Annotated in this window: 26 protein-coding genes and 1 tRNA gene; 9 read left to right on the forward strand and 18 right to left on the reverse strand. The window is 64.0% G+C overall.

Translation table 11 applies throughout. The features are described from left to right. The first annotated feature begins 19 nt into the window (after positions 1-19). Together AC3WUF_RS08140 and AC3WUF_RS08145 are read left to right on the forward strand one after the other, a co-directional pair. Positions 20-625, forward strand: coding sequence for a glutathione S-transferase family protein (locus AC3WUF_RS08140; RefSeq protein ID WP_492424318.1), 606 nt, complete (start codon positions 20-22; stop codon positions 623-625). A 5-nt stretch (positions 626-630) separates the two neighbouring features. Next, positions 631-1,101: a C40 family peptidase gene (locus tag AC3WUF_RS08145; protein ID WP_492424320.1), complete on the forward strand. Its 471-nt coding sequence runs from the start codon at positions 631-633 to the stop codon at positions 1,099-1,101. 2 nt (positions 1,102-1,103) lie between these two features. On the opposite strand, the gene AC3WUF_RS08150 is transcribed toward AC3WUF_RS08145, so the two are convergent. The 9 genes from AC3WUF_RS08150 to AC3WUF_RS08190 all read right to left on the reverse strand — a co-directional run bounded on the left by AC3WUF_RS08150 (position 1,104) and on the right by AC3WUF_RS08190 (position 9,333). Then, positions 1,104-2,357: a putative Na+/H+ antiporter gene (locus AC3WUF_RS08150; RefSeq protein WP_492424322.1), complete on the reverse strand. Its 1,254-nt coding sequence runs from the start codon at positions 2,355-2,357 to the stop codon at positions 1,104-1,106. Between the two features lie 95 nt (positions 2,358-2,452). Continuing rightward, the gene (gene htpG, locus AC3WUF_RS08155; RefSeq protein WP_492424324.1) at positions 2,453-4,342 is read right to left on the reverse strand and encodes a molecular chaperone HtpG; all 1,890 of its coding nucleotides are present in this window, start codon (positions 4,340-4,342) and stop codon (positions 2,453-2,455) included. A 180-nt stretch (positions 4,343-4,522) separates the two neighbouring features. Then, a complete protein-coding gene (rplS, locus tag AC3WUF_RS08160; protein WP_492424326.1) occupies positions 4,523-4,876 on the reverse strand; it encodes a 50S ribosomal protein L19 in 354 nt (117 codons plus the stop codon). Further along, positions 4,866-5,630, reverse strand: a complete 765-nt coding sequence (gene trmD, locus AC3WUF_RS08165) for a tRNA (guanosine(37)-N1)-methyltransferase TrmD (protein ID WP_492424328.1) — start codon at positions 5,628-5,630, stop codon at positions 4,866-4,868. Before trmD ends, rplS begins: the two co-directional genes overlap by 11 nt. A 15-nt stretch (positions 5,631-5,645) precedes the next feature. Then, positions 5,646-6,170 (reverse strand): ribosome maturation factor RimM, encoded by a 525-nt coding sequence (gene rimM / locus AC3WUF_RS08170; RefSeq protein ID WP_492424330.1) that lies wholly within the window; start codon positions 6,168-6,170, stop codon positions 5,646-5,648. Between the two features lie 4 nt (positions 6,171-6,174). Next, entirely contained in the window at positions 6,175-6,423 is a 249-nt protein-coding gene (gene rpsP / locus AC3WUF_RS08175; RefSeq protein WP_492424332.1) for a 30S ribosomal protein S16, read from the reverse strand. 66 nt (positions 6,424-6,489) lie between these two features. After that, entirely contained in the window at positions 6,490-7,095 is a 606-nt protein-coding gene (locus AC3WUF_RS08180; protein ID WP_492424334.1) for a TlpA family protein disulfide reductase, read from the reverse strand. A gap of 8 nt (positions 7,096-7,103) precedes the next feature. Beyond that, positions 7,104-8,468 (reverse strand): signal recognition particle protein, encoded by a 1,365-nt coding sequence (ffh, locus tag AC3WUF_RS08185; RefSeq protein ID WP_492424336.1) that lies wholly within the window; start codon positions 8,466-8,468, stop codon positions 7,104-7,106. A 94-nt stretch (positions 8,469-8,562) separates the two neighbouring features. Beyond that, a complete protein-coding gene (locus AC3WUF_RS08190) occupies positions 8,563-9,333 on the reverse strand; it encodes an MBL fold metallo-hydrolase (protein ID WP_492424338.1) in 771 nt (256 codons plus the stop codon). A gap of 140 nt (positions 9,334-9,473) precedes the next feature. Between AC3WUF_RS08190 and AC3WUF_RS08195 the strand changes: the two genes are divergently transcribed. After that, the gene (locus AC3WUF_RS08195; RefSeq protein WP_492424340.1) at positions 9,474-10,256 is read left to right on the forward strand and encodes a cytochrome C assembly family protein; all 783 of its coding nucleotides are present in this window, start codon (positions 9,474-9,476) and stop codon (positions 10,254-10,256) included. 111 nt (positions 10,257-10,367) lie between these two features. After that, the gene (locus AC3WUF_RS08200) at positions 10,368-11,642 is read left to right on the forward strand and encodes an HlyC/CorC family transporter (protein ID WP_492424342.1); all 1,275 of its coding nucleotides are present in this window, start codon (positions 10,368-10,370) and stop codon (positions 11,640-11,642) included. 7 nt (positions 11,643-11,649) lie between these two features. Here AC3WUF_RS08200 and radA read toward each other — a convergent pair whose 3' ends face one another. Then, positions 11,650-13,005, reverse strand: a complete 1,356-nt coding sequence (gene radA / locus AC3WUF_RS08205; protein WP_492424344.1) for a DNA repair protein RadA — start codon at positions 13,003-13,005, stop codon at positions 11,650-11,652. A gap of 94 nt (positions 13,006-13,099) precedes the next feature. Between radA and AC3WUF_RS08210 the strand changes: the two genes are divergently transcribed. The 4 genes from AC3WUF_RS08210 to AC3WUF_RS08225 all read left to right on the forward strand — a co-directional run bounded on the left by AC3WUF_RS08210 (position 13,100) and on the right by AC3WUF_RS08225 (position 17,697). Beyond that, the gene (locus AC3WUF_RS08210) at positions 13,100-15,766 is read left to right on the forward strand and encodes a CHASE2 domain-containing serine/threonine-protein kinase (RefSeq protein WP_492424346.1); all 2,667 of its coding nucleotides are present in this window, start codon (positions 13,100-13,102) and stop codon (positions 15,764-15,766) included. A 7-nt stretch (positions 15,767-15,773) separates the two neighbouring features. After that, positions 15,774-16,595 carry a Stp1/IreP family PP2C-type Ser/Thr phosphatase gene (locus AC3WUF_RS08215; protein ID WP_492424348.1) on the forward strand — a complete coding sequence of 274 codons (822 nt, stop codon included), beginning with the start codon at positions 15,774-15,776 and terminating at the stop codon, positions 16,593-16,595. Between the two features lies 1 nt (position 16,596). Continuing rightward, positions 16,597-17,301 carry an FHA domain-containing protein gene (locus AC3WUF_RS08220; RefSeq protein ID WP_492424350.1) on the forward strand — a complete coding sequence of 235 codons (705 nt, stop codon included), beginning with the start codon at positions 16,597-16,599 and terminating at the stop codon, positions 17,299-17,301. A gap of 111 nt (positions 17,302-17,412) precedes the next feature. After that, a complete protein-coding gene (locus AC3WUF_RS08225; protein WP_492424352.1) occupies positions 17,413-17,697 on the forward strand; it encodes a hypothetical protein in 285 nt (94 codons plus the stop codon). A gap of 16 nt (positions 17,698-17,713) precedes the next feature. On the opposite strand, the gene alr is transcribed toward AC3WUF_RS08225, so the two are convergent. From alr to rnr, 8 genes are all read right to left on the reverse strand, one after another. After that, positions 17,714-18,799, reverse strand: a complete 1,086-nt coding sequence (alr, locus tag AC3WUF_RS08230; protein WP_492424354.1) for an alanine racemase — start codon at positions 18,797-18,799, stop codon at positions 17,714-17,716. 2 nt (positions 18,800-18,801) lie between these two features. Beyond that, positions 18,802-20,169: a replicative DNA helicase gene (gene dnaB / locus AC3WUF_RS08235; RefSeq protein WP_492424356.1), complete on the reverse strand. Its 1,368-nt coding sequence runs from the start codon at positions 20,167-20,169 to the stop codon at positions 18,802-18,804. Positions 20,170-20,310: 141 nt separating this feature from the next. Further along, positions 20,311-20,769: a 50S ribosomal protein L9 gene (gene rplI / locus AC3WUF_RS08240; protein WP_492424358.1), complete on the reverse strand. Its 459-nt coding sequence runs from the start codon at positions 20,767-20,769 to the stop codon at positions 20,311-20,313. A gap of 11 nt (positions 20,770-20,780) precedes the next feature. After that, positions 20,781-21,008, reverse strand: a complete 228-nt coding sequence (rpsR, locus tag AC3WUF_RS08245; protein ID WP_492424360.1) for a 30S ribosomal protein S18 — start codon at positions 21,006-21,008, stop codon at positions 20,781-20,783. Positions 21,009-21,011: 3 nt separating this feature from the next. Further along, positions 21,012-21,452, reverse strand: coding sequence for a 30S ribosomal protein S6 (gene rpsF, locus AC3WUF_RS08250; RefSeq protein ID WP_492424362.1), 441 nt, complete (start codon positions 21,450-21,452; stop codon positions 21,012-21,014). A 124-nt stretch (positions 21,453-21,576) separates the two neighbouring features. Next, positions 21,577-22,383 carry a 23S rRNA (guanosine(2251)-2'-O)-methyltransferase RlmB gene (gene rlmB, locus AC3WUF_RS08255; RefSeq protein ID WP_492424364.1) on the reverse strand — a complete coding sequence of 269 codons (807 nt, stop codon included), beginning with the start codon at positions 22,381-22,383 and terminating at the stop codon, positions 21,577-21,579. A 90-nt stretch (positions 22,384-22,473) separates the two neighbouring features. Beyond that, the gene (locus AC3WUF_RS08260; protein WP_492424366.1) at positions 22,474-23,169 is read right to left on the reverse strand and encodes a YiaD family glycine zipper/OmpA-like lipoprotein; all 696 of its coding nucleotides are present in this window, start codon (positions 23,167-23,169) and stop codon (positions 22,474-22,476) included. Then, complete coding sequence (gene rnr, locus AC3WUF_RS08265) at positions 23,166-25,493, reverse strand: ribonuclease R (RefSeq protein WP_492424368.1); 2,328 nt, start codon at positions 25,491-25,493, stop codon at positions 23,166-23,168. The genes AC3WUF_RS08260 and rnr overlap by 4 nt, the downstream gene beginning before the upstream one ends. Before the next feature lie 40 nt (positions 25,494-25,533). Between rnr and AC3WUF_RS08270 the strand changes: the two genes are divergently transcribed. After that, a tRNA-Leu gene (locus AC3WUF_RS08270) sits at positions 25,534-25,618 on the forward strand. Positions 25,619-25,621: the final 3 nt, after the last annotated feature.

The raw sequence follows: 25,621 nt of genomic DNA on the forward strand, positions 1-25,621 counted from the left end.
AGATTTGATGGAATCCTGCATGCGTCTCTACATGAGCAAGACTTCGCCGTACTCGCGCAAGGTGCGCGTGGCGGTCCTCGAGTTGAATCTTGCCGAGCAGATTGAAGAGATCATTGCCGATCCGTTCGCCGCACCGACCGAGCTGCTCGCGGCGAATCCGATGTCGAAGATTCCCACGCTGATCACCGATCGCGGCGAAGCCCTGCCCGACTCGAATCTGATTCTCGAGTACTTGCAGACACGCGCCGCTGGCCTCGCCCATCTGCCGCGCGGCAGCCGCCGCTGGGCGATGCTGCGCATCCAGCGCGTCGCCGAAGGCGCCATCGATGCCGCGGTCGCCACCGTGTTCGAGAAGCGCAGGCCGGAAGGCATCGTCTACACGCCCTTCCTCGATCGCCAGGCAGCGGCGATCACGCGCAGCCTCGATCTGCTGAATCTGGAAGTGGGCGCGCTCAACGGCGAAGCACCGGGCATTCCGGAGATCACTGTCGGCGTTGCCTTGGAATATCTCGACTTCCGACTGCCCTACCTTGAGTGGCGCAAGTCGCATCCAGCGCTGGTCGAGTGGCTCGCCGTGTTTTCGCAGCGGCCGTCGATGCAGCAGACCGTTCCAAGCCTCGCCTGAGCACCATGCAGCGAACCTGGCTTGTCGGACTGCTGGCAGCATTGCTGATGACCGTCGGCCTGACGGGCTGCGGCAGCAGCCGCACGCTGATCAAGGTCGAACCGGAAATCCGCCATCGCATCGTGCTCGATGCGCTCGGTCAGGTCGGGCGCCCCTATCGTTACGGCGGCGCAACACCCGACGGCTTCGATTGCAGTGGCCTGATCCAGTACATCTTCGCGCAGTCCGGCATCAAGATTCCGCGCACGACCCTGGAGCAGCGCGCGATCGGCGTCGAGATCGACGAAGACGACATCCTGCCGGGCGATCTGCTGTTCTATCGCTTCGGCAGCGGCCGCGTCGATCACGTCGCGCTATATCTCGGCGACGGCCAGGCAATCCATGCCCCGGCCAGCGGACGCAGCATCATCGTCGCCAGCGTCGACATGAAGTACTGGCGCCAGCGTTTCGTCGAAGCCGTGCGGATCGTCGAGTAGCGCTACAGCAGCCGGAATGCCGCGATCGCCACCAGCGTCGGTGGAATCGCCGCGGCGAGCAGTCCGAGCGGACTGATCGCTTCATCCTGGAAACGCACCTTGAGGATCGAGAAGCCCGCCGGGTTCGGCGCGTTCGCGATCACGGTCAAGCCACCGCCGGTCACGGCACCGGCGACCAGCATGTACTTGAACTCATCCGTCAGGCCTTCGACCAGCGAGCCCAGGTAAGTCAGTGCGGCGTTGTCGGTGATCGCCGTCAGCGCGGTCGCGCCGTAGTACACGGCGTTCGGACTCATCGACAGCAGCACCGGCTGCAACCACCACTGCTGCAGACCGCCGAGCACGACCAGGCCGGCGAGGAAGAACGCGACCAGCAAGGCTTCACGGATGATGAGGCCGCCCTGATGGCGTTCGTAAGCCGTCGCGAAGCCCATGAAGAACAGCAGCAGGCCCATGAACAATGCGGTGTGGTGGGCGAACATCACGATGCCGAACAGGATGATCACGTTCACCGCGATGATCAGTGCCGGCGCCGCCTTCGCGCTCGCGGCGATGGCGATCCCGCTCAGTTCCCTGCGGAACAGCAGGGTCACGACCATCGCGTTGACGGTGACAGCGATCGCGGCTTTCCACCCAAAGTGGGTCAACATGAATGCCGTATCCCAGCCCCACTTGCCGGCCACCATCAGCACCGGCGGCGCCGCGAACGGCGTGAGCACGCCGCCGATCGAGACGTTGACGAACAGCACGCCGAGCGTCGCGTACTTGAAACGCGTCGACAGCGTCGGCTTGGCAAGGAACTGATCGCGCAGGATCAGTGCGCCGAGCGTCATCGCCGCCGGCTCGGTGATGAAGGAACCGAGCAAGGGCACGAGCGACATGATCGTGAAGTAGGTGGCGATGCTCTTCGGCATCGGCAACATCCGCGAGACCACGCGCACGAACAGCGATGCCAGATCGAGAATCGGCCGGCTGCCGGCGACGATCATGATCGCGAACACGAACATCGGCTCGGTGAAATTGCGCGTGTCGATGTAGGCCACCGCGCTGTCCTTGCCGTCCAGCGCAAACATCAGGATCACCAGCACCATCGCCCAGAAGCCGAAAACGACCTCGACCTCACCGAGCAGATGGAAGATGCCTTCGTGGCGCGGATATCGATGCGCCAGACGTTCGAAGATCTTGGTCGAGAACGTGTGCAACAGGGCCACAGCGAAGATCACTGCAGCAATGGTCTGTATCAGCGTCGGGCTCATGGGCTGCGATTGTCGGCCGGATATGTGCCGACAACGGTACCATAGGAATCCCCGCACCCAGCCACCCATAGCGGCAGCTGGGCACAGGACCCGGTTTACAGAATGATGCGCGGCTTGTCGCCGCCGGCGCCCAGCACCAGCGCGTTGACGCGCTTGACGAAGCCCGCGGGATCTTCGAGTTGACCGCCTTCGGCGAGCACCGCCTGCGCGTAGAGCAGTTCGACGATGTCATCGAAGGACTGTGCGGCATCAGCCGCGTTGAGGCGCGTCACCAGCGGATGACCGCCATTGAGTTCGAGGATCGGCAGACTGCCCGGCAGCTTCTCTCCGGCCTGCTTGAGGATTTCCTCCAGGCGCCGCGACAGGCCTTGCTCGCTGGCCACCAGACAGCAGGGCGACTCCGTCAAGCGCGACGAGAGGCGCACATCGGCGACGCGCGTCGCCAGCAAAGTCCTGGCGCGCTCCAGCACGTCCTTCAGTTCGCCCTCGAGACGCGCCTTGTCCGGCGTCTCGATCTTGCTCTCGAGATCCTTCGAAGCCCGCGCAACGGATTCCAGCGGCTTGCCGGCGTACTCGTGCAGATGACCGACGAACCATTCGTCGATCCGGTCGGTCAGCAGCAGCACTTCGAAGCCGCGCGCGCGGAAACCTTCGAGATGCGGGCTGTTGCGCGCGGCGGCGTCGGTTTCGGCGGTCAGGTAATAGATCTTGTCCTGGCCTTCGGCCATGCGCGCGATGTACGCATCAAGCGTCACATCCTTCGCAGCATCGGTCGATTGCGTTGAACCGAAACGACACAGCTTGGCGATACGCTCGCGATTCGCCACATCTTCGACCACGCCTTCCTTGAAGACCGGACCGAATGCGGCCCAGAACTTCGCGTAATCCTCGGCGCGCTTGTCGGCCATGTCATCGAGCAGATCGAGCACGCGCTTGACCAGCGCGCCACGGATCTTGTCGACGGTGCGATTGCCCTGGAGGATTTCACGCGAGACATTCAACGGCAGATCGGCGCTGTCGACCAGACCGCGAACAAATCGCAGATAGGCCGGCAGCAGCTCCGCCGCCTTGTCCATGATGAAGACGCGCTTCACGTAGAGCTGCACGCCGCGGCTCTGCTCGCGATCCCAGAGATCGAACGGCGCCTTGGCCGGGATGTACAGCAGCGAGGTGTATTCGAGCGTGCCTTCAACGCGGTGATGCGCCCAAGCCAGCGGATTCTCGCTGTCGTGCGCGACGTGTTGGTAGAACTGCTGGTAGTCCTCATCCTTGAGTTCGGACTTCGGCCGCGTCCACAGCGCGCGCGCCTGATTGAGCATCTGCGCTTCGCCCTGCTCCTTGTGCAGGCGGATCGGCAGACCGACATGATCGGAATATCGCCGCACGATCGTGCTGATGCGGTAGTCCTCGAGGAACTCCTTGGCGTCGTCACGCATGTGGAGGATCACTTCCGAGCCGCGGTCGAGCTTGTAGGACGGCTCGATCGTGAACTCACCCTCGCCGGTCGATTCCCAGCGCACGGCTTCATCGCTGTCGGCGCGCTTGCTCAGCACCGCGACCTTGTCGGCGACGATGAAGGCCGAATAGAAACCGACGCCGAACTGGCCGATCAGGTTCGCATCCTTCTTCTGGTCGCCCGACATCGACTCCATGAAGCGCTTGGTACCGGAGCGCGCGATCGTGCCGAGGTTGTCGATCGCCTCCTCGCGCGACATGCCGATGCCGTTGTCCTTGATCGTCAGCGTACCGGCCGCCGGATCGGCGATCAGCGTGATCGCGAGCTCGTCGCCGCCGAGCAGCGCCGGATTCTCGATCGCCAGATAGCGCAGCTTGTCGCAGGCGTCGGAAGCGTTGGAGATCAGTTCGCGCAGGAAGATTTCCCGGTTCGAGTACAGCGAGTGAATCATCAGGTGCAGCATCTGCCGCACTTCTGCCTGGAACTCGCGCTTCTCCGTCTGCTTTTCTGACTGACCTGCGTTGCTCATGATTCGAACGTCTCCTGTCGATCGATGATGATGGTGCGCGCTATCGCGCCAAGGCCCGTTTTCTGGGGCCGGACGCAGCCTATTTCAAGCCAGATGACGCGCACAAAAAACCCCGCCGCCCTGGAGGGAGACGGGGTTTTTGAAGATTCCCGGCTGCGCGCCGTAGCGCGCGGCTGAATCTTAGCCCAGCTTTTCGGCGATACGTGCCGCGCGGCCCGAGAGCTTGCGCAGGAAGTACAGCTTGGCACGACGCACGTCGCCGCGACGCTTGACGGCGATCTCGGCAACCTGCGGGCTGAACGTCTGGAACACGCGCTCGACGCCTTCGCCGTGCGAAACCTTGCGCACGGTGAACGCGGAGTGCATGCCGCGGTTGCGCTTGGCAATCACGATACCTTCGAAGGCCTGCAGACGCTCGCGGTCGCCTTCCTTGACCTTGACCTTCACTTCAACGGTATCGCCGGCACGAAACTCCGGGACCTGCTTGTTCATCTGTTCCGCTTCAATTGCGGAAATGATCTTGTTAGCGCGCATCGTGTTCACCTTTCGTCATCAAATGCTGCTCGGCGATGAATTGCCGCAACAGCGTCCGTACTTCGTCATTCATGTCGATCCCCTCAAGGAGATCGGGCCGCTTCAACCATGTCTGCCCCAGAGCCTGCTGCAGGCGCCAGCGCGCGATCCGCGCATGGTCACCCGACAACAACACCTCCGGCACCGGTTGCCCGCGCCAGGTTTCGGGACGCGTGTAGTGCGGATGGTCCAGCAGACCGGCGGAGAACGAATCGTTCGCCGCTGAAGCTGCATGGCCCAGCACACCGGGCAACAACCGTGCAATGGCATCGACAACGACCATTGCTGCCAACTCGCCGCCGGACAACACGAAGTCTCCCAGCGACAACTCGAAATCGACTTCGGCCTGCACAAAGCGCTCATCGAGCCCTTCATACCGACCGCACACCAGCACCAGGGCCGGCTCCTGCGCCAGGCGTTCCGCCCAGCGCTGGTCGAAGCGCGCGCCTTGCGGCGACAGCAGCACGACCTTGGCCTGCCCTGCCGGGGCCTTCGCGTCGGCAACCGCCGCTGCGACCGGACCGGCTTCCATCACCATTCCCGGGCCACCGCCGTAAGGCCGATCATCGACGCGACGCCAGCGGTTCTCGCTGTAGTTGCGCAGATCGTGTGCCTTCAACTGCAAGGCTCCGGTCTCGACGGCAATGCGCGGCATACCCTGCCGCACCACCTGCTCGACCATCTCCGGAAACACGCTGACGACATCAATCTGCATCGTCAGTCCGCTTCCTCAATAATCCAGTTCCCACTCGCAGACCATGCTGCCGCCGGCGAGATCGACTTCCTTGACGATGTGGTCGCGGACGAACGGGATCAGCCGTTGTACGCCCGCCGCATCGACAATCACCAGTACATCCTGGGCGCCGTTGGAGGTCATGTCCTTCACCGTGCCCAATGCGGTCCCGGCGGAATTCACGACCTTCAGACCGATCAGATCAACCCAGTAGAACTGCCCCGACGGTAGCGGCGGCAAATCCTCCCGGCTGACCTCGACCGTTGCGCCGATCAGCTTCGCAGCGACATCACGGTCTTCGATGGCCTGACCCTGCGGGTCGCAAACCTGGACGACGACACCCTGTCCTTGGACACGGCCGTCGATCCTCTGAACCTGATACACCTGCTCACCTTGCCGGAACCACCAGTTCCGGTAGGTCAGAATCTTCTCGACAGGGCGGGTCTGCGAATCGATCCGCAGCCAACCCCGTACGCCATACACCCCGGCTACGCGGCCCAGGGTTACCCGGGTCGCTGCCACGGAATCAGGCGGCCTTCGGTGCCGACTTGATCAGGAAGGCGACGCGCTCGGAAACCTGAGCGCCCTTCTTCTTCCAGCTTTCAACCTTCTCGAGATTGAGCACCAGCTTCTGCTCGGCGCCCTTGGCGTTCGGGTTGTAAGAGCCCAGACGCTCGATGAAGCTGCCATCACGCGGGCTGCTCTTTTCAGTCGCCACGACGTGATAGAAGGGCCGCTTCTTTGCGCCGGCGCGTGCCAAACGAATCGTTACCATGCTTGCGATATCCAATGACAAAAGCGGCACAAGGCCGCTGAAAGGGGGCGAATTATAGCGACTTTGTCACGGATTTCCAGCACTTTCCGATGCTTGTGCGGATTTGATCGCGGCCTTGGCCTTCGGCAGATTGCGCAGCATCGCAAATACCCGGACCCGCAGGTCCGGACCAAAGGTTTCGCCGTAGCCGTGATAGATCTGGTTGACCTGCCCGGACGGCTCGATCAGGAAGGTCGCCGGCAGACGCCAGACCCCGTAACCCAGCGAGGCGATCCCCAGGGTATCGACCACCACCGGATACGACACCGGATGGATGCCGAGAAAACGCTTGGCGTCGGCCAGATTCTTGTCCAGACCGACCGCAAGCACTTCAAACTGGTCGGTATAACCGGCGGCCTGGACCTCCTTGCGCAAGGCATCCAGACGCGGCATCGACTCGATGCAGGGACCGCACCAGGACGCCCAGAACTCGACGACCAGCACCCGCCCACGCAGGGTGCTGACCTTGGAGTTGGCCGGCCCGTTGAGGACGATACCGGCCGCTTCCGGCGCGATGATGCCGGGCCCAACACCACCGGCCTTGCCGTTCGGGCCAATCTGGCCGTCCGCCATCGCCGACCAGGGCAGCACTGCCATCAGGCCAGCCAGCAACTGGCGCTGTAATCCATTCATTGACGTTCTCAGCGCCGCGGGATCATGCCGGGCGGCATCCGGCCACCCAGAGCACGCATCATCTTTGCCATGCCGCCACTGGCGACCTTCTTCATCATGTCGCGGGTCTGATCGAACTGCTTGAGCAGGCGATTGACCTCCTGCACTTCAACGCCACTACCGGCTGCGATGCGGCGCTTGCGCGAGGCCTTGATGACATCCGGGAAACGGCGCTCCTGACGCGTCATCGAATTGATGATCGCGATCGTGCGGCGGATCTGCTTGCCGGTGTCGACGTTCTTCAGCTGGGCCTGCATCTGCGCGCCGCCCGGCAGCTTTTCGAGCAGCGAACTCATGTCGCCCATGTTTTCCATCTGCAGCATCTGCTCGCGGAAATCTTCCAGATCGAAGCTCTTGTTCTTCTTGAGCTTGTCGGCGAGCTTCTGGGCCTTCTCGTGATCGACCCTGCGGACCGTGTCCTCGATCAGGCCGAGCATGTCGCCCTGGCCGAGAATGCGCGAGGCGATGCGATCCGGATGGAAGACTTCGAGCTTGTCGGATTTCTCGCCGACGCCGAGGAACTTGATCGGCTTGCCGGTGACTTCGCGCACCGACAGCGCGGCACCGCCGCGCGAGTCGCCATCGACCTTGGTCAGCACCACACCGGTTAGCGGCAGCACGTCGGCGAATGCGCGCGCGGTCTTGGCGGCGTCCTGGCCGGTCATGCTGTCGACAACGAAGAGGGTCTCGACCGGATTGAGCGCGCCGTGCAGCGCGGCGATCTCGGCCATCATGTCCTGGTCGATCGACGTACGGCCGGCGGTGTCGACGATCAGCACATCGGCGAACTGAGCCTTGGCGTGGGCCAGCGCGCTGGTCGCGATGGCAACCGGATCCTGGCCGACCGCCGACGGGAACCACTCGACGCCGACATTACCGGCGACGATGCGCAACTGCTCGATGGCCGCCGGGCGATAGACGTCGCAGGACACGACAATGACGTTCTTCTTTTCCTGCTCCTTGAGCAGGCGCGCGAGTTTGCCGGTCGTCGTCGTCTTGCCGGAGCCCTGCAGGCCCGCCATCAGGATGATCGCCGGCGGCTGCTGGCGCAGGTTCAGCGGCTCGGCCGTGCCGCCGAGGGTTTCGGTCAGCTGGCGCTGGACGACGCGCAGGAATTCCTGGCCCGGCGTCAGCGACTGGGTGATCTCGACGCCGAGCGCCTTCTCGCGGATCTGGTCGACAAAAGTCTTGACCACCGGCAGCGCGACGTCCGCCTCGAGCAGCGCCATGCGCAGCTCGCGCGCGGCGGCACTGATCTGATCTTCCGTCAGGCGACCCTGCCCGCGAATGGAGTCGAGGACACGGGACAGCCGGGAAGTCAGATTTTCAAACATGGGCAGAGCAACGTCGAGGCGACAAGGGTCGCTATTCTAGGGCCTGTTCAAGCTTGTGTGGCGCCGGCAACGGGCCGCCGGTCGGCTGGCGCGATCACTCCAGCGTGATGCTGTCGCCGCGCTGCAGATGGCTGTATTCCCAACCGCGCAATGCCACCCGGCATTGCTTATGGATCAGGCCTTCGCTGCCCGGCTTGTGATGGGTCAGAAACAGCTTCGGGCGGTGCCGCAGCTTCTGCAGCTCCGAGCCCAGCAGCGCCGGCGTGAAATGCTTGGACGCGTAGCCTAGGGCCTGCTGCTCGTCGGCAAAGGCAATTTCGATCATCAGCTTGTCGAGCCGCGGCAGGCTGTTGAGAAATCCCCACATGCCATCGTCGGCGTAGGTGTCGCCGGTGAAGGCGAAAGTACCGCGCCGACCCTCGATCGCGTAACCGACCGCCGGCACCGTATGCAGGACCTTGAACGCGGTCAGCCGGCGCTCGGCGTCGAGTTCGAAAGGCTCGCCGACGTGGATTTCGTTCCAGCGCAACAACGGCTTTTCCTCGTCCGGCAACTTCGAGAAGTCCGGCCAGATCTTCCAGTTGAAGATGTGCTCGCGCAGCGCCGTCAGGGTCTCCTTCGAACCATGAACCTTGATCGGCTGATCGATCAGGTCGAACAGATTGTCGGCCAGAAAGGCCAGACCGCAGACATGATCGAGATGGCAATGCGTCAGAAAAGCGTGACGGATGCGGCGCTGCTGGGCCAGGGTCAGGTCGCCAACGCCGGTGCCGGCGTCGATCAGAAACTCGTCGTCGACGAGCAGGCTTGTCGTGCGCAGGCCAGGGCCGATGCCACCGCTACAGCCCAGGACTTTGATCCGCATGCGCCGTTCGAGTTTGGAGCTTGGCCGATCCTAGCATAGGGATATCGCGCCCCCGCGAGCGAACTGAGAGCCACTTCGCAAAGCGGCGCGCGCCCGTCGGTGAGTCATGCGGGACTTTCCAGGTGATAAGCTCGCCGGCCATGATTCTCAGTCTCATTGCCCTGCTGTTCTATTTCGGCGCCGCACTGGCGATCCGGACCAACCGGCCGCTGTGGCTTGAGCGCTGCCTGCCGGTACCGGCGCTGGTCCTGCATCTCCTCGCGCTGAGCCAGCATGTCTTTCAGGGCGACGCCGTCACGATCGGCATCGACGAGGCGCTGTCGCTGTTCGTCTGGCAGTCCGCCGGCCTGCTGTGGGTTTTCTGCTTCCGCGAACCGCTGCGCTCGATGGGCACGGTCGTCTATCCGCTGGCCGGCATCATCGCGGTGCTTGCCGCCGCATGGCCGACGCCCGTCAGCGAACTGAGCATTGCCGGCTGGAAGGCGCGCACGCATATCGTGCTTTCGCTGTTCTCCGCGGGCTTGCTGACGCTGGCTGCGGTGCAGGCCCTGCTGCTGGCTTCGCAGGACCGCCTGCTGCATGCGCGCCAGCTGTCCGGCATCGCCAATGCCCTGCCGCCTCTGCAGACCATGGAACGCCTGCTGTTCCAGCTGATCGGCATCGGCTTTGTCCTGCTGTCGCTGACCCTGCTGTCGGGCCTGTGGTTCATCCGCGACTGGCTTGCCCAGCATCTGGCGCACAAGACGGTGCTGTCGATCACGGCCTGGCTGATTTTTGGCGTGCTGCTGTGGGGCCGGTTGCGTCATGGCTGGCGCGGCCGGACGGCCATCCGCTGGACCCTGGCGGGCTATCTGATGCTGGTGCTCGCGTATTTCGGAAGCAAGCTTGTACTCGAACTTTTACTAGGCCGGCATTGGAGTTAGCGCGTTTACTTCGCGTGAAGCCGCTTGACAGCCTGGCAGTCAGTTCGATAACAAGCTCATCCGACACGGCCACTCACGACCGCGCTTTTGGACGATATCCCCCTAGCTGTAATGATTGGCCTGCTGGTCCTGTGCCTGCTCGCCTCCGGCTTTTTCTCCGGCTCGGAAACCGGGCTGATGGTGATGAACCGCTATCGGCTCAAGCACCGGGCCCAGCGCGGCGATCGGGCAGCCAAGATGGCCACCGAGCTGCTGACCCGTCCGGATCGGCTGATCGGCCTGATCCTGATGCTGAACAATATCGTCCAGGCGCTGATTCCGATGCTGCTGCTGGGCATCGCGACCCGATTGGTCCAGGACGCCGAAACCGCCATGCTGCTGGCGACCATCGGCACCGCGCTGTTGATCTTCGTGTTTGCCGAGTCGATGCCCAAGACGCTCGGCGCAATCCATCCCGAACGCCTCGGCCTGCCGGCCGCGTTCCTGTACTGGCCGATCACCAAGCTGTTCGGCTGGCTCATCGATCTCGTCAATCTGATCGGCAATCGCATCCTGCGCCTGTTCGGCGTCGCGGCCGAGGACGCCGCGCAGCACAGCCTCAGCGTTGAAGAACTGCGGACGGTCGTCGCCGAGGCCGGGGCGATGATCCCGCGCCGTCACCAGAAGATGCTGCTGTCGATCCTCGACCTCGAAAAGGTCACGGTCGAGGACATCATGGTGCCGCGCAACGAGATCGTCGGCATCGACATCTCCGAGCCCTGGGATGTCGTCCGTGAAGAGATCATCACCAGCCAGCACACGCGCATTCCGGTCTTCGACGGCTCGATCGACAACCTCAAGGGCGTCATCCATCTGCGCCGCGTCGTCCGCCTGGCGGCCGAGGACAATCTCGATGTGCAGGGCCTGCTGTCGCTAGCGCGCGAGCCCTACTTCGTGCCGGAAGGCACGCCGCTGAACCAGCAGCTGCTGAACTTCCAGAACCAGAAGCGCCGCATCGGATTTGTCGTCGACGAGTACGGCGACATCCAGGGCCTGGTGACGATCGAGGACATTCTCGAAGAGGTCATCGGCGAATTCACGTCCGATCCGGCAACCCGGATCAAGAACGTCTATGCCGATGCCGACGGCAGCTACCGGGTCAACGGTTCGGTGACGATCCGCAGCCTCAACAAGAGCCTCGGCTGGCGTCTGCCGACCAGCGGACCGAAGACCATCAACGGCCTGCTGCTCGAGAAGCTCGAGCATCTGCCGCAGCCGGGCGCCAAGGTCGAGCTGGGCGACTACCAGTTCGAGATCATCGAGATGCGCGCCAACGCGGTGAAGGCGACCCGCGTCGTCCCGCCGCAGAGTCAGACCAAGGCCAAGCCGAAGAAAGCGGCGGCCTGAGCCGCGCTTAGAACTGCTCCAGTGCCTGTTGCAGGCGCAGCACCGGAATCACTTCGATATCCAGCTTGGCGCCGCGTCGCGGCTTGTTGCCTTCCGGCACGATCGCCCGCTTGAAGCCGTGCTTGGCTGCCTCGAGCAGTCGCTCTTCGCCAGCCGCGACCGGACGCACTTCGCCGGCCAGCCCCACTTCGCCGAAGACAACGCAATCGCCCGGCCAGGGCCTGGTACGGAAACTCGACAGGGTCGCCAGCAGCAGCGGCAGATCGACCGCCGTTTCCTGCAGCCGCAGGCCACCGACCACATTCGCGAACACATCCTGATCGCCGAGGCTGATCCCGCCATGGCGATGCAATACGGCCAGCAGCATGTTGAGGCGGTTGCCTTCCAGGCCGAGCGTGACGCGGCGCGGATTGCCGACCATCGAGCGATCGACGAGCGCCTGTATCTCGACCAGCAGCGGCCTGCTGCCTTGGCGGGTCACGGTGACGACGCTGCCGGGCACCGGCTCGTCGTGCCGCGACAGGAACAGCGCGGACGGATTGCTGACTTCGCGCAGGCCGGCATCGGTCATCGCGAAGACGCCGAGCTCGTTGACGGCACCGAAGCGATTCTTGATGGCACGGATGACCCGGTAGCGCGAACCCGGGTCGTGCTCGAAGTACAGCACCGTATCGACCATATGCTCGAGTACCCGCGGGCCGGCGATGGTGCCTTCCTTGGTCACGTGACCGACCAGCACGATGGCGGTCTGCGAGGCCTTGGCGAAGCGCACCAGCCGCGCCGCCGATTCGCGCAGCTGCGACACCGAACCCGGCGCAGAGTCCAGCGCCTCGGTGAACAGCGTCTGGATCGAGTCGATGACGACGAAGGCCGGCTTGTGGTGCTGCATCTGCGCGAGAATCTGCTCGACTTCGGTTTCGGCCAGTACCGGCACGTCGAGATTGGTCAGGCCCAGGCGCTGCGCGCGCAGGTGGACCTGCGCCAGCGATTCTTCGCCGGTCACGTAGAGCGTCGGCATGCGCGCCTGCACTGCCGACAGCACCTGCAGCAGCAAGGTCGACTTGCCGATGCCCGGATCGCCGCCGATCAGAACGACCGCGCCGCCCACGATGCCGCCGCCGAGCACGCGATCAACTTCCGGCATGCCGGTCGAGGCGCGGGGCGTTTCCTGGACACTGACTTCACCGAGCCGCTGTACGCCGCCCAGCGCGGTCCCGCTGATCCCGCCGCGGCGCGCCGGCTTGGCTTGGGCAAGCGTTTCAACCAGGGTGTTCCAGGCGCCGCAATCCGCGCACTGGCCCGCCCACTTGGGGCTGGTCATTCCGCAGCTTTGACATACATACTCGGTACGCTGCTTGGCCATGTCGTGCACTAATTCTCGTTGTATTGCAGTCGAATACAGCTACTATTGAAGCAGCTACATCAAGCTTAGCCTAACGAAGTCGGGGGACCTCGCGGTGACTACGAAAATCTGGAGCCGGGACTGGTTCGCCGCATTGGCTTTCACGCTGCTTTTTGCGGGGCTTGCCTTCGCGGTGTTCAGCGACAGTTTCCAGTCGCTGGAGCGTTATACCTACGACCTCGGCGTACGCGCCCGCGAACGGGTGCCGTCGGACCGCATCGCCATCGTCGCGATCGACGACGAGTCGATCCGCAACCTGGGCCGCTGGCCGTGGCCGCGCAAGCAGCAAGCGCAGCTGATCGACGTCTTGCGCAAAGGCGGCGCCAAGGTCATCGGCAATTCCGCGCTGTTCCTCGAAGGCGAACAGAACAGCGGCGCCGAAACGATCAACGCCCTCGTTCGCTCCCTCAAGGACTCGGCGCTGACCCAGCAGATCCCGGCTGAAATCGAATCCTTCGGCCTCATGCTGGAAGACACCGCGCGGACGACACCGGCGGTGCGCGGCGTTGCCGAGGCCTACGCGGCTTCGGCGCTGTCGCGACAGTACAAGAAGGACATGGCGGCGTTGCTGCGCGAAATCGACAATGCCGCGGCCGCCGGTTCGGGCGGCGACGTCGCGCTGGCCAAGGCGATCCAGGACCAAGGCCGACTGATCCTGCCGATGGTCTTCACGATCGGCCGCCCGCAGGGCCGGCCGGATGCCGAGCTGCCGGACTACGTGCTGCGCAACGCGCTGACCAAGATCGAAGACCGCATCGGCGCGCGCGCCGCCGGGGCGCTGCCGCTGCCGACGGTATCCGCGCAGAGCCCGATCGTCAGCCTCGGCAGCGCGGCCGCCGGCATCGGCCATCTGAATGTCACGCCGGACGTCGACGGCGCCGTCCGCTTCGAGCCGCTGGTGCTGCAGTATTTCGACAGCTTCTATCCGTCGATGTCCTTGATGGTTGCCGCCGCCGCGCTGAACCTGTCGCCGGCCGATATCGAGGTCGATCTGGGTGAAGGCATCCAGCTCGGCGGCACTGCGATCGGCACCAGCCCGGCCCTGCGGATGTACAGCCATTTCTATACCGACGATGGTGACCAGCCGGCATTCCCGGTCGATTCCGCCTACGACGTGCTGAGCGGCAAGCTGCCGGCCTCGCGCTACAAGGATAAGATTGTCCTGATCGGCACGACGGCGGTCGGCACCGGCGACACCTTCGCGACGCCGGTCTCGGCCTCGACCGCGCCGGTCACGACGCTTGCGCACACCGTCTCGAGCCTGCTGCAGGGCGACTTCTATACGCGCCCGGGCTGGGCCGTCTGGGCGGAGCTGGGCGTGTTCACCCTGCTCGCACTGTACATCGCGCTGCTATTGCCGCGCCTGGCGGCGACCACGGCTGCGATCGTCACGCTGATACTGGCCGTCGGCCTGATCGTCACCCAGGTCGCGCTGATGGTGTCGATGGCGATGTGGTTGAAGCTGACCGTCGCCGCGGTGTTCCTGCTCGCCGGCCATGCGTTCATGACGGTGAAGCGGTTCAACATCACCGAGCGGCTCAAGGAAACCAGCGAGACCGAAGGCGCCGAATCGAACAAGATGCTCGGCCTCGCCTTCCAAGGCCAGGGCCAGCTCGACATGGCCTTCGACAAGTTCCGCCGCGTCAAACCGGTCGACGACCGCCTGCTCGACCTGCTCTACAACCTCGCGCTGGACTTCGAGCGCAAGCGCCAGTTCAACAAGGCCGAGTCGGTCTACCAGTACATCGCCGATTTCAATGCGAACTTCCGCGACATCCAGCAGAAGCTCAACCGCGCCAAGAAGCTGTCGGAAACGGTCATCCTCGGTGGCGGCGGCGGACACTCGCATCCCGGCGGCACGATGCTGCTCGACGACGACGGCACGCAGAAGATCGAAAAGCCGATGCTCGGCCGTTACCAGGTCGAAAAGGAACTCGGCAAGGGCGCGATGGGCGTCGTCTACATGGGCAAGGATCCGAAGATCGGCCGCCTCGTCGCCATCAAGACCATGGCGCTGTCGCAGGAGTTCGAACCGGATGAACTCGCCGGCGTGAAGGAGCGCTTCTTCCGCGAGGCGGAAACGGCAGGGCGGCTGACGCATCCGAACATCGTCTCGATCTTCGATGCCGGCGAGGAGCACGATCTCGCCTACATCGCGATGGAATACATCCGCGGCAAGGACCTCACCAGCAACATCAAGCCGAACACACTGTTGCCGGTGGGCGATGTCGTGCGGCTGATCGCCGAGGCTGCCGACGCGCTCAACTACGCGCACAGCAACAGCGTCGTCCATCGCGACATCAAACCGGCCAACATGATGGTGGTCGAGTCGAGCGGCACGCTGAAGCTGATGGACTTCGGCATCGCGCGCATCACCGACTCCAGCAAGACCAAGACCGGCATGGTGCTCGGCACCCCAAGCTACATGTCGCCCGAACAGCTCGCCGGGCGCCGTGTCGATGGCCGCTCCGACCTGTTCTCGCTGGGCGTGACGCTGTATCAGCTGTTGACCGGAACGCTGCCGTTCCAGGCCGAGTCCATGGTGAACCTGATGCTCAAGATCACCAACGAAGCGCATGCGCCGGCGAAGATGCTGCGGCCGGATCTGCCGCCGGCACTGAGCGCGATCGTCGATCGCCTGCTCAGCAAGAAGGCCGACGACCGCTACGCCAATGGCGCCGAGCTGGCGCGCGACCTGCGCGCCCTGGCCCTGAACTCCTGAACAGTCGATGGCTCTAAAAGGCAAAGTTCGCACCGCACTGCTGACCGACACCGGTCGGGTGCGCGGCAATAACGAGGACGCCATCGGCGAGGACCAGGACATCGGCCTGCTGGTGCTGGCGGACGGCATGGGCGGCTACAACGCCGGCGAGATTGCCAGCGGGATCTCGGTCAGCACCGTGCTCGATCTCGCGCGCCGGCAATGGCCGAGCCTGCAGCATGGCGAGATCGATGCGGTCAGCGGCCATAGCACCGAGGCGATGCTGCTGAAGACCGCCGTCGAGGAGGCGCACAAGACGATCTGCGCCGTCGCCGCGAGCCAGCCGCAGTGCGCCGGCATGGGCACGACCATCGTCGCCTGCATTCTGCACGACGATCGCATGGCGATCGCCTACGTCGGCGATTCCCGCCTGTATCGTTTCCGCGCCAACAAACTGGAGCCGATCACCCGCGATCATTCGCTGGTCGAGGAGCTGATCGCCCGCGGGCACTACAGCCGCGAAGAAGCGCAGACGCTGGTGCGCAAGAACATCGTGACCCGCGCACTGGGCGCCGAACCCGAAGTACTGGTCGATCTGGTCGAAGATACCGTCGATGTCGGCGACATCATCCTGCTCTGCTCGGATGGCCTGACCGACATGATCAGCGACCACGAAATCGCCACGATTCTGGAGCACCATGCCGCCGACCTGGACCAGGCCGCGAAGGAACTGGTCGCTCTGGCAAATCAGAACGGCGGCAACGACAATATCTCTGTAGTCCTCGCCAGCGTGAAACACTCGTTCGCACGCGGTCGGCGCTGGTACGAACGCTTAATGGAATGGTTCTAACATGGGTAAATTGATTGTCAGCGACAGCAACGGCCAGACCAAGGAGTACGCGCTCGACAAGGAACGCGTGACCATCGGTCGGCACCAGGACAACGATATTCCCCTCAACGACAAGGCGGTTTCCGGACACCACGCCGTCGTCATCACGATCCTGCAGGACTCCTTCCTCGAGGATCTCGATTCGACCAACGGCACACAGGTCAACGGCCGCCAGATCGCCAAGCACCCGCTGTCGCATGGCGATGTGATTTCGGTCGGCCGCAACACGCTGCGCTATGAAGGCGAAGCCGCCGGCACCGACGATTTCGAGCGCACGATGATCCTCAAGCCGGGCCAGTTCGGCGCTGCGTTCGATGCCCAGGTCAACAAGGCCACCGCGCCGACACCCGCTGCGGCTGCGGCCCCGGCTCCGGTCGCCGCGGCGCGTGCGCCGCTGATGGCGAAGCTGCGCGTGGCCAGCGGTCCGAATGCCGGCAAGGAACTCGAGCTGTCGAAGGCGTTGACGACGATCGGTAAACCCGGCGTCCAGGTCGCAGCCATCACGCGGCGCGCCGATGGCTACTACATCGTGCATGTCGGCGGCGAGAGCGGCGGCCCGCGACCGCTGGTCAACGGCCAGCAGATCGACGCCCAGGCGCGCAAGCTGATCAACAACGACGCCATCGAACTGGCCGGCACCAAGATGCTGTTCCTGCTGACCAGCTAAAGGCGCAGAATCGGCAGCGAGCGACCATGGAACGACCGCGCTCAGGCGCGGTCTTTTCATTTAGGGCTGGCACCCACAGGCCAGCCGTCTTGTGCACTCTGGAGATGGGCCATGACATTCAAGACGATTGCCGCTGCGGCGGCGCTTCTGGCTGTTTCCCTGGCGGCCAATGCTGCCGAACCGGTTGCCGCAGAGGCCGCCAATGCGTCCGCGGAAAAAGCACCGACCGCCAGCGAACCGAATTGCCTGCAGGAGACCGGCAGCCGCATCAAGCGCGACGCCGATCAGCCCTGCATCGGCGCAGCCGGTCAGGTCATCACCCGCGAGCAGCTTGATCGCAGCGGCGCGGTGACGACGGCCGACGCGCTGCGCAGGTCGTCGCCCTCGGTCCACTGACCCGGGCGGCGTCGACTCAGGCGCCGACGTAGTTGAAGCGGACGCGGCCAGTGAGGCCGCAGAACAGCTCGTAGGCGATGGTATCCGCGCGGCCGGCCACTTCCTCGGCCGGCAGGCCGGGGCCCCACAGCAGTACGGCATCGCCAACCTGGGCGTCCGCGACTTCGCGCAGGTCAACCATGATCATGTCCATCGACACGCGACCGGCCAGATAGGCGCGGCGCCCGCGAATCAGCACCGGCGTGCCGTCGACGAACGCGCGATGCATGCCGTCGGCATAGCCGACCGAGACCACCGCGATCCGCGCCGGTGCAGGATTGCGATACCGTAGGCCGTAGCCGATTCCCTCACCCGCCGCATATTCGCGGATCGCGATGATACGGGCCTCCAGACGCATCGCCGGACGCAGCCCCAGCGAAGCGGCGTCGAACTGCGGCAGCGGCGAACATCCGTACAGCGCGAGCCCCGGACGCACCCAGTCGACCCGCGCCTGCGGCCAGCCGAACAGGCCCGCCGAATTGGCAATCGACCGCAACCCCGGCACACCCTTGAGCGCGGTCTCGAAGCGAGCCAGCTGCAGCGGCGTAAACGGATTGTCCGGCTCGTCGGCACAGGCCAGGTGGGTGATCCAGCCGGCAAAGCTCCAGCCCGGGTGCCGCTTCAAAGTTTCCCGAAGGCGCGGCACATCATCGACCGGAAACCCCAAACGGTGCATGCCGGTATCGATCTTGAACCACACCGTCAGGCGCGCGCTGTCCGGCAGACGCTCCAGCAGCTCGATCTGCCAGTGATCGTGAACGACGATCTGCAAGCGCTCATAGACCGCCAGCGCTGCTTCTTCGGCGGAAATGATGCCTTCGAGCAAGGCGATTGGCGTCTGGATATGCGCCTGTCGCAGCGTCATCGCCTCTTCGAGGCAGGCCACCGCGAGCGCATCGACACCGGCGGCTTCCAGCGCACGCGAAACCGGCACCGCGCCGTGGCCATACGCGTCGGCCTTGACGGCCGCCATCACGCGCGAGCGCGGCGCGAGCTTGCGGATCGTGCGCAGGTTATCGGTGAGCGCCGTCAGGTCGACGGTCGCGGTAACGCGCGGGATCATGCTCAGTAATCGTGTTCCGGCCCATGCGCCAGATTGTCGAAGCGCGTGAACTCGCCGAAGAACGCCGTCTTCACCGTGCCGAGCGGACCGTTACGTTGCTTGGTGATGATGATCTCGGCCGTGCCCTTGTCGGGTGAGTCCTTGTTATAGACCTCGTCGCGATAGATGAAGATCACGAGGTCGGCGTCCTGCTCGATACCGCCGGATTCGCGCAGATCCGCCATGCGCGGACGCTTGTTGTCGCGCTGCTCGACGCCGCGATTGAGCTGCGACAGCGCGATCACCGGCACTTCCAGCTCCTTGGCCAGTGCCTTGAGGCTGCGCGAAATCTCGGAGATTTCGTTGGTGCGGTTTTCCTTGGTGCCGGAAACCTGCATGAGCTGGATGTAATCCACGACGATCAGGCCCAGGCCGTGTCGCTGCTTGATGCGTCGCGCACGCGAGCGCAGGTCCAGCGGCGACAGCGCACCGGTTTCGTCGATGTACAGCGGCGCCTCGCGGATCAAGCCGCCCTGGGAAGTCAGGCGATCCATGAAACGATCTTCGATATCGCCGCTGCGCAGCTGCCCCATCGGAATGCGCGCGAAGGACGACAACATACGCAAGGCCAGCTGTTCGGCGGGCATTTCCATGCTGAACACGACGGCCGACTTTTTCTGGTACAGCGCAACGTGCTCGGCGATATTCAACGCAAAGCTGGTCTTACCCATCGAGGGGCGGCCTGCGAGGATCACCAGGTCGCCCGGATGGAAGCCGGTTGTCATCGCATCCAGATCGGTGAAGCCGGTCGGCAACCCGGCCAGGCCGCCCGGATTCTGGCGCAGGTACTCCATCTTCTTTTCGAGCTGATCCATCAGCTCCGGCATCGAGTGATAGTTCGACTTCGCCTTCTCGGAGCGTGTTCGCAAAGCGAACACCTTCTGTTCAGCAATGTCGATCAGCTCGGCGTAGCTGCGGCCCTCCGCGCGAAAGCCCAGTTCGGCGATATCGCCGCCGGCGCTGATCAGGCTGCGCAGGACCGAACGCTCGCGCACGATCTCGGCATACGCCATGACGTTTGCGGCGCTCGGCGTATCGTTGGCCAGCGTTCCGAGATAGGCAATGCCACCGGCCGCCTCGAGCTGGTTATGGGACTTCAGATGCTCTGATAGCGTCAGGAAATCGCAGGGCCGGTTCGCGCCGACCAGATCGCAGATGCCGCGATAGATCAGCTGGTGATCTTCGCGGTAGAAATCTTCCGGCGACAGCCGGCCCGCCAGGTCGTTCCAGCTGCGGTTGTCGAGCATCAGGCCGCCCAGCACCGAAGCCTCAGCTTCCGGCGAGTACGGTGGCGCTTTGACCTGACCCTGCAGCTTGGCGACGACATTCATAAGACGTGGATTGTCCGCCTATGCTGGGCGTGGCGAAAGTGGAAAACCACTGGATAAGTCAGTGGATAAGCTGCGCAAAAGCGGCCCGCAAAAAGAAACGGCCCGCTGAAAGCGGGCCGTTCGTACAGAGGGCCGACGAGCTTAGCCGACAGCTTTCTGCGCTTCGACGACAACCGTGACGGTTGCGGCAACTTCCGAGTGCAGCGCGATGGACACCGTGTAGGTGCCGACGGCGCGGATCGGACCGCTGACCATGTCGATCTCGTTCTTGTGAATCTCGACGCCCTTGGCTGCAGCGGCGTTGACGATTTCGGCCGGACCGACCGAACCGTACAGACGACCTTCTTCAGCGGCGAGCACCGGAATCGTCAGGCTCAGGCCATTGAGCTTCTCGGCACGCAGCTTGGCGGCGTTGAGGCTGTCCTGCGACTTCTTCAGCAGGTCGGCCTTGCGCTCTTCGAACACCTTGCGGTTGTTCTCGGTCGCCGGCAGCGCCTTGCCCTGCGGCAGCAGGAAGTTGCGGCCGAAGCCGGACTTCACCTTGACGGTATCGCCGAGGTCGCCGAGCTTCTTGATCTTCTCAAGCAGAATCACTTCCATGTCGGGTCTCCTTACAGGTGGCCGTCGGTGTACGGCAGCAGCGACAGGAAGCGCGCACGCTTGATCGCCAGGGCCAGTTCACGCTGATAGCGCGACTTGGTGCCGGTGATGCGGGCCGGAACGATCTTGCCGTTCTCGCCGATGTACTGCTTGAGTACGTTGAGATCCTTGTAATCGATCTCCGGAGCGCCTTCGGCGCTGAACTTGCAAGACTTCTTGCGACGGAAAAACTGTGCCATGACTTAGGCTCCTGCTTCGGCGCTGCGCGCGTTTTCGTTGTCGGAATCCGATTCGCCGTCTTCATCGCCATCGGCGTCGGCATCATCGCGGCGCGAGCGGTACTCGCCCGGCTTCTTCTCTTCGTCCGGCACCTTGAACAGCGGCGACTGCGCGGTCACGGCGTCATCCTTCTTGACGATCAGGCGGCGGATCACGGCGTCGTTGAACTTGAACGCGTTCTCCAGCTCGGCCAACGTCTCGCCGGTGATTTCCAGATTCATCAACACGTAGTGCGCCTTGTGCGCCTTGTTGATGGGATAGGCCAGCTGACGACGGCCCCAGTCTTCCAGGCGGTGGACCTTGCCGGCACCGGCTTCGACCATGCCCTTGTAACGCTCAAGCATCGCCGGAACCTGTTCGCTCTGGTCCGGGTGCACCATGACTACGATTTCGTAGTGACGCATTGCAACTCCTTGTGAACACGCGATTTCATCGCGCGGCCCCCGTGCGGTTCAGGTCGAACCGGGCGTGGAGCAAGTGGCTAAAACCCCTTCCGGGGTCCGGAAAGGGGCGCGAATAGTAGGCGAATCAGCGCTTTGAAGCAACCTTGCCGGGGTTCGCCTTGCCCGCCGGGCCCGCCGGTTTCGGCTTCTTGGCCGCCGTGCGCTGGCGCATCGCCTCATACAGGCAGACCGCCGTCGCAACCGACACGTTCAGGCTCTCGACCTTGCCCTGCATCGGAATCCGCACCAGACGGTCGCAGCCCTCGCGGGTCAGGCGGCGCATGCCCTCGCCCTCGCCACCCATGACCAGCACGGTCGGGCCGGTCAGGTCGACGTCGAAGACCGATTCCGTGCCCTCGCCGGCCAGGCCGGTCACCCAATAGCCCAGATCCTTGAGCTGGGTGAGCGTCCGCGACAGGTTGGTCACGGTGACGATCGGCACCCGCTCGGCGGCGCCCGCGGCGGCTTTGCGGGCGACCGCGGTCAGGCTGGCGCTGCGGTCCTTGGGCAGGATCACCGCAGTCACGCCGGCGGCCTCGGCGGTGCGCAGGCAGGCGCCGAGATTGTGCGGATCCTGAACCCCGTCCAGCGCGAGCAGCAGGTACTCGGGATCGGCGGCGCGATAGAGCATGTCCTCGCTGTCGAAGGCCTTCTCCGGCACGTAGGCCAGCACGCCTTGGTGGCGCAGGCCGGGCGCCTTGATGTCCAGTTCGGACTTCGGCACGACGCGGTAGCGCACCTGCAGGGTCTTCGCCAGCTCCAGCACCCGGCGGATGCGCTCGTCCTGCCGCGAATCGGCAACCAGCACCTCGAAAGGCTTGTCGTGGGCGTCTTCCAACGCGGCGGTCACCGCATGGATACCGCCGATCAAGGTCATCTTTGCCAAGCGCATCCCCTGCCTAATTTCGTACAACGCATAGTTTGCCACTCAAACGACGACGCCCCCGCATGCGGGGGCGTCGCTGGACTGCGGTTGGAACGCTTAGCCGCCGAGATACGGCGGCGGCGTCCAGGCCTGCTGCTCCTGGCCCTGCACCACCGGCTTGATGACGATATCGACGCGACGGTTGCGCGATTCCTTGACGCCGTCACCGGTACGCACCAGCAACTCACGTTCGCCACGGCCTTCCTGGCGGACGCGGCTGCCCGGCAGACCCTGGCCCTGCATATAGCTGGCGACCGAAGCCGCGCGGCGCTCCGACAGACCCTGGTTGTGCTCGGCACTGCCGCTGGAATCGGTATGGCCGACGACATGCACGACGGTCTTGTCGTAGGTCTTGAGGATGTTGGCGATCTTGGCGTAGGTATTCAGCGCATCCGGGCGGATCTGCGCGCTGTCGATGTCGAAGCTGACATCGCTGGCGATACCGATCTTCAGCGAGCCGTCCGGCAGCTGCGTGATCGCCAGTTCGTCGCGGGCAGCCTCGGCGGCGAGCTGACGGTTCAGTTCGGCCTTCTGCTTGTCCATGTAATTGCCGACCGCACCGCCGGCGATGGCGCCAACGACCGCGCCGACAATCGGTGCGCCGCGCGCGCCGCTGACCTGGTTACCGAGCACCGCGCCAGCCAGCGCACCGATCGCCGCGCCGGTCTTGGCGCGCTTGTTCGGATCGTCCGTGGCGCAGGCAGCAAGACTGGCCGTGAGCACTGCAACGAGTGCGACCTTATGGATTTTCATCGCTTTTTCCCTCTCCGATTACGGGTTTGTTTCTTTGCGGTGGATTCTGGGGCCGGGCCCTTAATCCGGGATGAACTGGTCAATACCTGGACGGGCTCCAGATCAATTTTGCGCTCATCGAGATTGACGCGCACTACCTTGACCTTCAGTCGATCACCGAGACCATAGGAAGTTCCGCTGCGGGTACCGACCAGGCGGTGGGCGGCGGGATTGTGCTCGTAGTAGTCGTTGCGCAGGGTGCTGACGTGGATCAGGCCCTCTACATAAAGGTTGTCCAGTTCGACGAACAGGCCGAACGGCGCAACGCTGGCGATCGTCCCTTCGAATTCCTCGCCGAGCCGGTGCTGCATGTACTCGCACTTGAGCCAGGTCGTGACGTCGCGCGTCGCCTCGTCGGCGCGGCGCTCGGTCATCGAGCAATGGGTGCCGAGCGCGCTCATGCGGTCGGTGTCGTAGATGAAGTCCTTCGGCTTGCCCTTGGCCAGCGCATGCTTGATCGCGCGATGCAGCAGCAGGTCGGGATAGCGGCGGATCGGCGATGTGAAGTGCGCGTAGTGGGTCAACGCCAGACCGAAATGGCCGACATTTTCCGGGCTGTAACGCGCCTGCATCATCGAGCGCAGCATGACCGTCTGCACCATCGACGCGTCGGGACGCTCGCGAACCTTGTCGAGCGTGCGGGCGTAATCCTTGGCCGTCGGCTTGTCGCCGCCGCCCAGAGAAAGACCGCGCAGGGCAAGAAACTCCCGCAGCGGCCGCAGCTTGATGGCGTCCGGCAACTCGTGCACGCGATACAGATTCGGCATCTTGTGCTTGTCGACAAACTTCGCCGACTGCACGTTCGCCGCGACCATGCACTCCTCGATCAGCCGATGCGCGCGATTGCGCTTGATCGGCACGATGCGGTCGATCTTGCGATCGTCGGAGAACACGATGCGCGTTTCGGTGGACTCGAACTCGATCGCGCCACGCTTGGAACGTGCCGCGAACAGGGCATCGAACAGCTTGTCGAGGTCCTGCAGGTTCTGCACCAGCGCGCCGCGCTTCTGCGCCGCTTCGCCGTCGGGCTTTTCCAGAATCTCGGCGACTTCGTCGTAGGTGAATCGCGCCTGCGAACGCATGACGGCCGTGTAGAACTTCGACTTGGCGACCTCGCCGTCCGGCAGCACGCGCATCTCGCAGACCATGCACAGGCGGTCGACATTCGGATTCAGCGAGCACAGGCCGTTCGACAGCTTTTCCGGCAGCATCGGGATCACCCGCTGCGGGAAATACACCGAGTTGCCGCGCTCCAGGCCTTCCTTGTCGAGCGGTGTGTTCGGCAGCACGTAAGCGGACACGTCGGCGATCGCAACCCACAGCGTCCAGCCGCCTTTTGACAGCATCGTCGCCTTGTGTGGCTTGGCGTAGACGGCGTCGTCGAAGTCGCGCGCATCGGCGCCGTCGATCGTTACCAGCGGCAGCTTGCGCAGGTCTTCGCGACCGGCCAGATGCTCGGCGGTGACTTCGTTGGGAATGCGCGCAGCTTCGGCCTCGACTGCGGCCGGCCACTCATTCGGCAGGTTGTGCGCGCGGATCGCCGCTTCGATCTCCATACCCGGCGCCAGATGATCGCCAAGGATTTCGTCGACGCGGCCAACCGGCAGCGTGCGGTTGCCCGGCGGCGTGACGATTTCGGCGACGACCATCTGACCGTGGCGAGCGCCCTTCAGGTGTTCGGGCGGAATCAGCAGGTCGTGATGGACCTTGGGATTTTCCGGAATGACGTAGCTGACGCCCTGATCGACATGCAAGCGACCGACAACGCTGCGACTGACGCGCTCGATGACTTCGGCTACCACGCCCTCGGGCCGGCCCTTGAAATCCTTGCCGACCACGCGCACCAGCACGCGGTCGCCGTTCATCAGCGCCCGCATCTGGCGCGGCGGCAGGAAGACGTCGTCGCCGCCGGCGTCCGGAATCAGGAAGCCGAAGCCGTCGCGGTGCGCCTGCACGCTGCCGGCGACCAGACTCATCTGCGTCACCGGGCCGTAGGCGCCGCGGCGGTTATGCGCAAGCTGGCCATCGCGGACCATCGCGCCCAGACGCTTGGACAGCGCCTCCTGTTGCGGAATGCGCCGCAGGTCGAAGCGGCCGACCAGATCGTCGAGCGTCATCGGCCCGGATTCGGCGGCCAGGGTTTCAAGAATCAGGGTCCGGCTGGGGACCGGCTCGGCGTACTGGGTCGACTGGTTGTTGAAGTCGGGATCAGCGTCCTGCCAGCGCTTGGCGCCGGCTTTCTTGTTGTTCTTTTCGTGATGCTTTGGGGGTGTTTTATTTTTCATTGACAAAGGTTCAGTGCGTCAGCACAATTCGCGCCCTCAAGCCGAGATGGCGGAATTGGTAGACGCACTAGTTTCAGGTACTAGCGGGTAACACCGTGGAGGTTCGAGTCCTCTTCTCGGCACCAAAC

This window comes from Fontimonas sp. FW305-C-3 (assembly GCF_058783185.1).

What these genes read in the sequence shown, in the direction of transcription:
- AC3WUF_RS08140 (WP_492424318.1), top strand. Translation starts at nt 20, where the DNA reads ATGCGTCTCTACATGAGCAAGACTTCGCCGTACTCGCGCAAGGTGCGC.
- AC3WUF_RS08145 (WP_492424320.1), top strand. Translation starts at nt 631, where the DNA reads ATGCAGCGAACCTGGCTTGTCGGACTGCTGGCAGCATTGCTGATGACC.
- AC3WUF_RS08150 (WP_492424322.1), bottom strand. Translation starts at nt 2,357, where the DNA reads ATGAGCCCGACGCTGATACAGACCATTGCTGCAGTGATCTTCGCTGTG.
- htpG (WP_492424324.1), bottom strand. Translation starts at nt 4,342, where the DNA reads ATGAGCAACGCAGGTCAGTCAGAAAAGCAGACGGAGAAGCGCGAGTTC.
- rplS (WP_492424326.1), bottom strand. Translation starts at nt 4,876, where the DNA reads ATGCGCGCTAACAAGATCATTTCCGCAATTGAAGCGGAACAGATGAAC.
- trmD (WP_492424328.1), bottom strand. Translation starts at nt 5,630, where the DNA reads ATGCAGATTGATGTCGTCAGCGTGTTTCCGGAGATGGTCGAGCAGGTG.
- rpsP (WP_492424332.1), bottom strand. Translation starts at nt 6,423, where the DNA reads ATGGTAACGATTCGTTTGGCACGCGCCGGCGCAAAGAAGCGGCCCTTC.
- AC3WUF_RS08180 (WP_492424334.1), bottom strand. Translation starts at nt 7,095, where the DNA reads ATGAATGGATTACAGCGCCAGTTGCTGGCTGGCCTGATGGCAGTGCTG.
- ffh (WP_492424336.1), bottom strand. Translation starts at nt 8,468, where the DNA reads ATGTTTGAAAATCTGACTTCCCGGCTGTCCCGTGTCCTCGACTCCATT.
- AC3WUF_RS08190 (WP_492424338.1), bottom strand. Translation starts at nt 9,333, where the DNA reads ATGCGGATCAAAGTCCTGGGCTGTAGCGGTGGCATCGGCCCTGGCCTG.
- AC3WUF_RS08195 (WP_492424340.1), top strand. Translation starts at nt 9,474, where the DNA reads ATGATTCTCAGTCTCATTGCCCTGCTGTTCTATTTCGGCGCCGCACTG.
- AC3WUF_RS08200 (WP_492424342.1), top strand. Translation starts at nt 10,368, where the DNA reads ATGATTGGCCTGCTGGTCCTGTGCCTGCTCGCCTCCGGCTTTTTCTCC.
- radA (WP_492424344.1), bottom strand. Translation starts at nt 13,005, where the DNA reads ATGGCCAAGCAGCGTACCGAGTATGTATGTCAAAGCTGCGGAATGACC.
- AC3WUF_RS08215 (WP_492424348.1), top strand. Translation starts at nt 15,774, where the DNA reads ATGGCTCTAAAAGGCAAAGTTCGCACCGCACTGCTGACCGACACCGGT.
- AC3WUF_RS08220 (WP_492424350.1), top strand. Translation starts at nt 16,597, where the DNA reads ATGGGTAAATTGATTGTCAGCGACAGCAACGGCCAGACCAAGGAGTAC.
- AC3WUF_RS08225 (WP_492424352.1), top strand. Translation starts at nt 17,413, where the DNA reads ATGACATTCAAGACGATTGCCGCTGCGGCGGCGCTTCTGGCTGTTTCC.
- alr (WP_492424354.1), bottom strand. Translation starts at nt 18,799, where the DNA reads ATGATCCCGCGCGTTACCGCGACCGTCGACCTGACGGCGCTCACCGAT.
- dnaB (WP_492424356.1), bottom strand. Translation starts at nt 20,169, where the DNA reads ATGAATGTCGTCGCCAAGCTGCAGGGTCAGGTCAAAGCGCCACCGTAC.
- rplI (WP_492424358.1), bottom strand. Translation starts at nt 20,769, where the DNA reads ATGGAAGTGATTCTGCTTGAGAAGATCAAGAAGCTCGGCGACCTCGGC.
- rpsR (WP_492424360.1), bottom strand. Translation starts at nt 21,008, where the DNA reads ATGGCACAGTTTTTCCGTCGCAAGAAGTCTTGCAAGTTCAGCGCCGAA.
- rpsF (WP_492424362.1), bottom strand. Translation starts at nt 21,452, where the DNA reads ATGCGTCACTACGAAATCGTAGTCATGGTGCACCCGGACCAGAGCGAA.
- rlmB (WP_492424364.1), bottom strand. Translation starts at nt 22,383, where the DNA reads ATGCGCTTGGCAAAGATGACCTTGATCGGCGGTATCCATGCGGTGACC.
- AC3WUF_RS08260 (WP_492424366.1), bottom strand. Translation starts at nt 23,169, where the DNA reads ATGAAAATCCATAAGGTCGCACTCGTTGCAGTGCTCACGGCCAGTCTT.
- rnr (WP_492424368.1), bottom strand. Translation starts at nt 25,493, where the DNA reads ATGAAAAATAAAACACCCCCAAAGCATCACGAAAAGAACAACAAGAAA.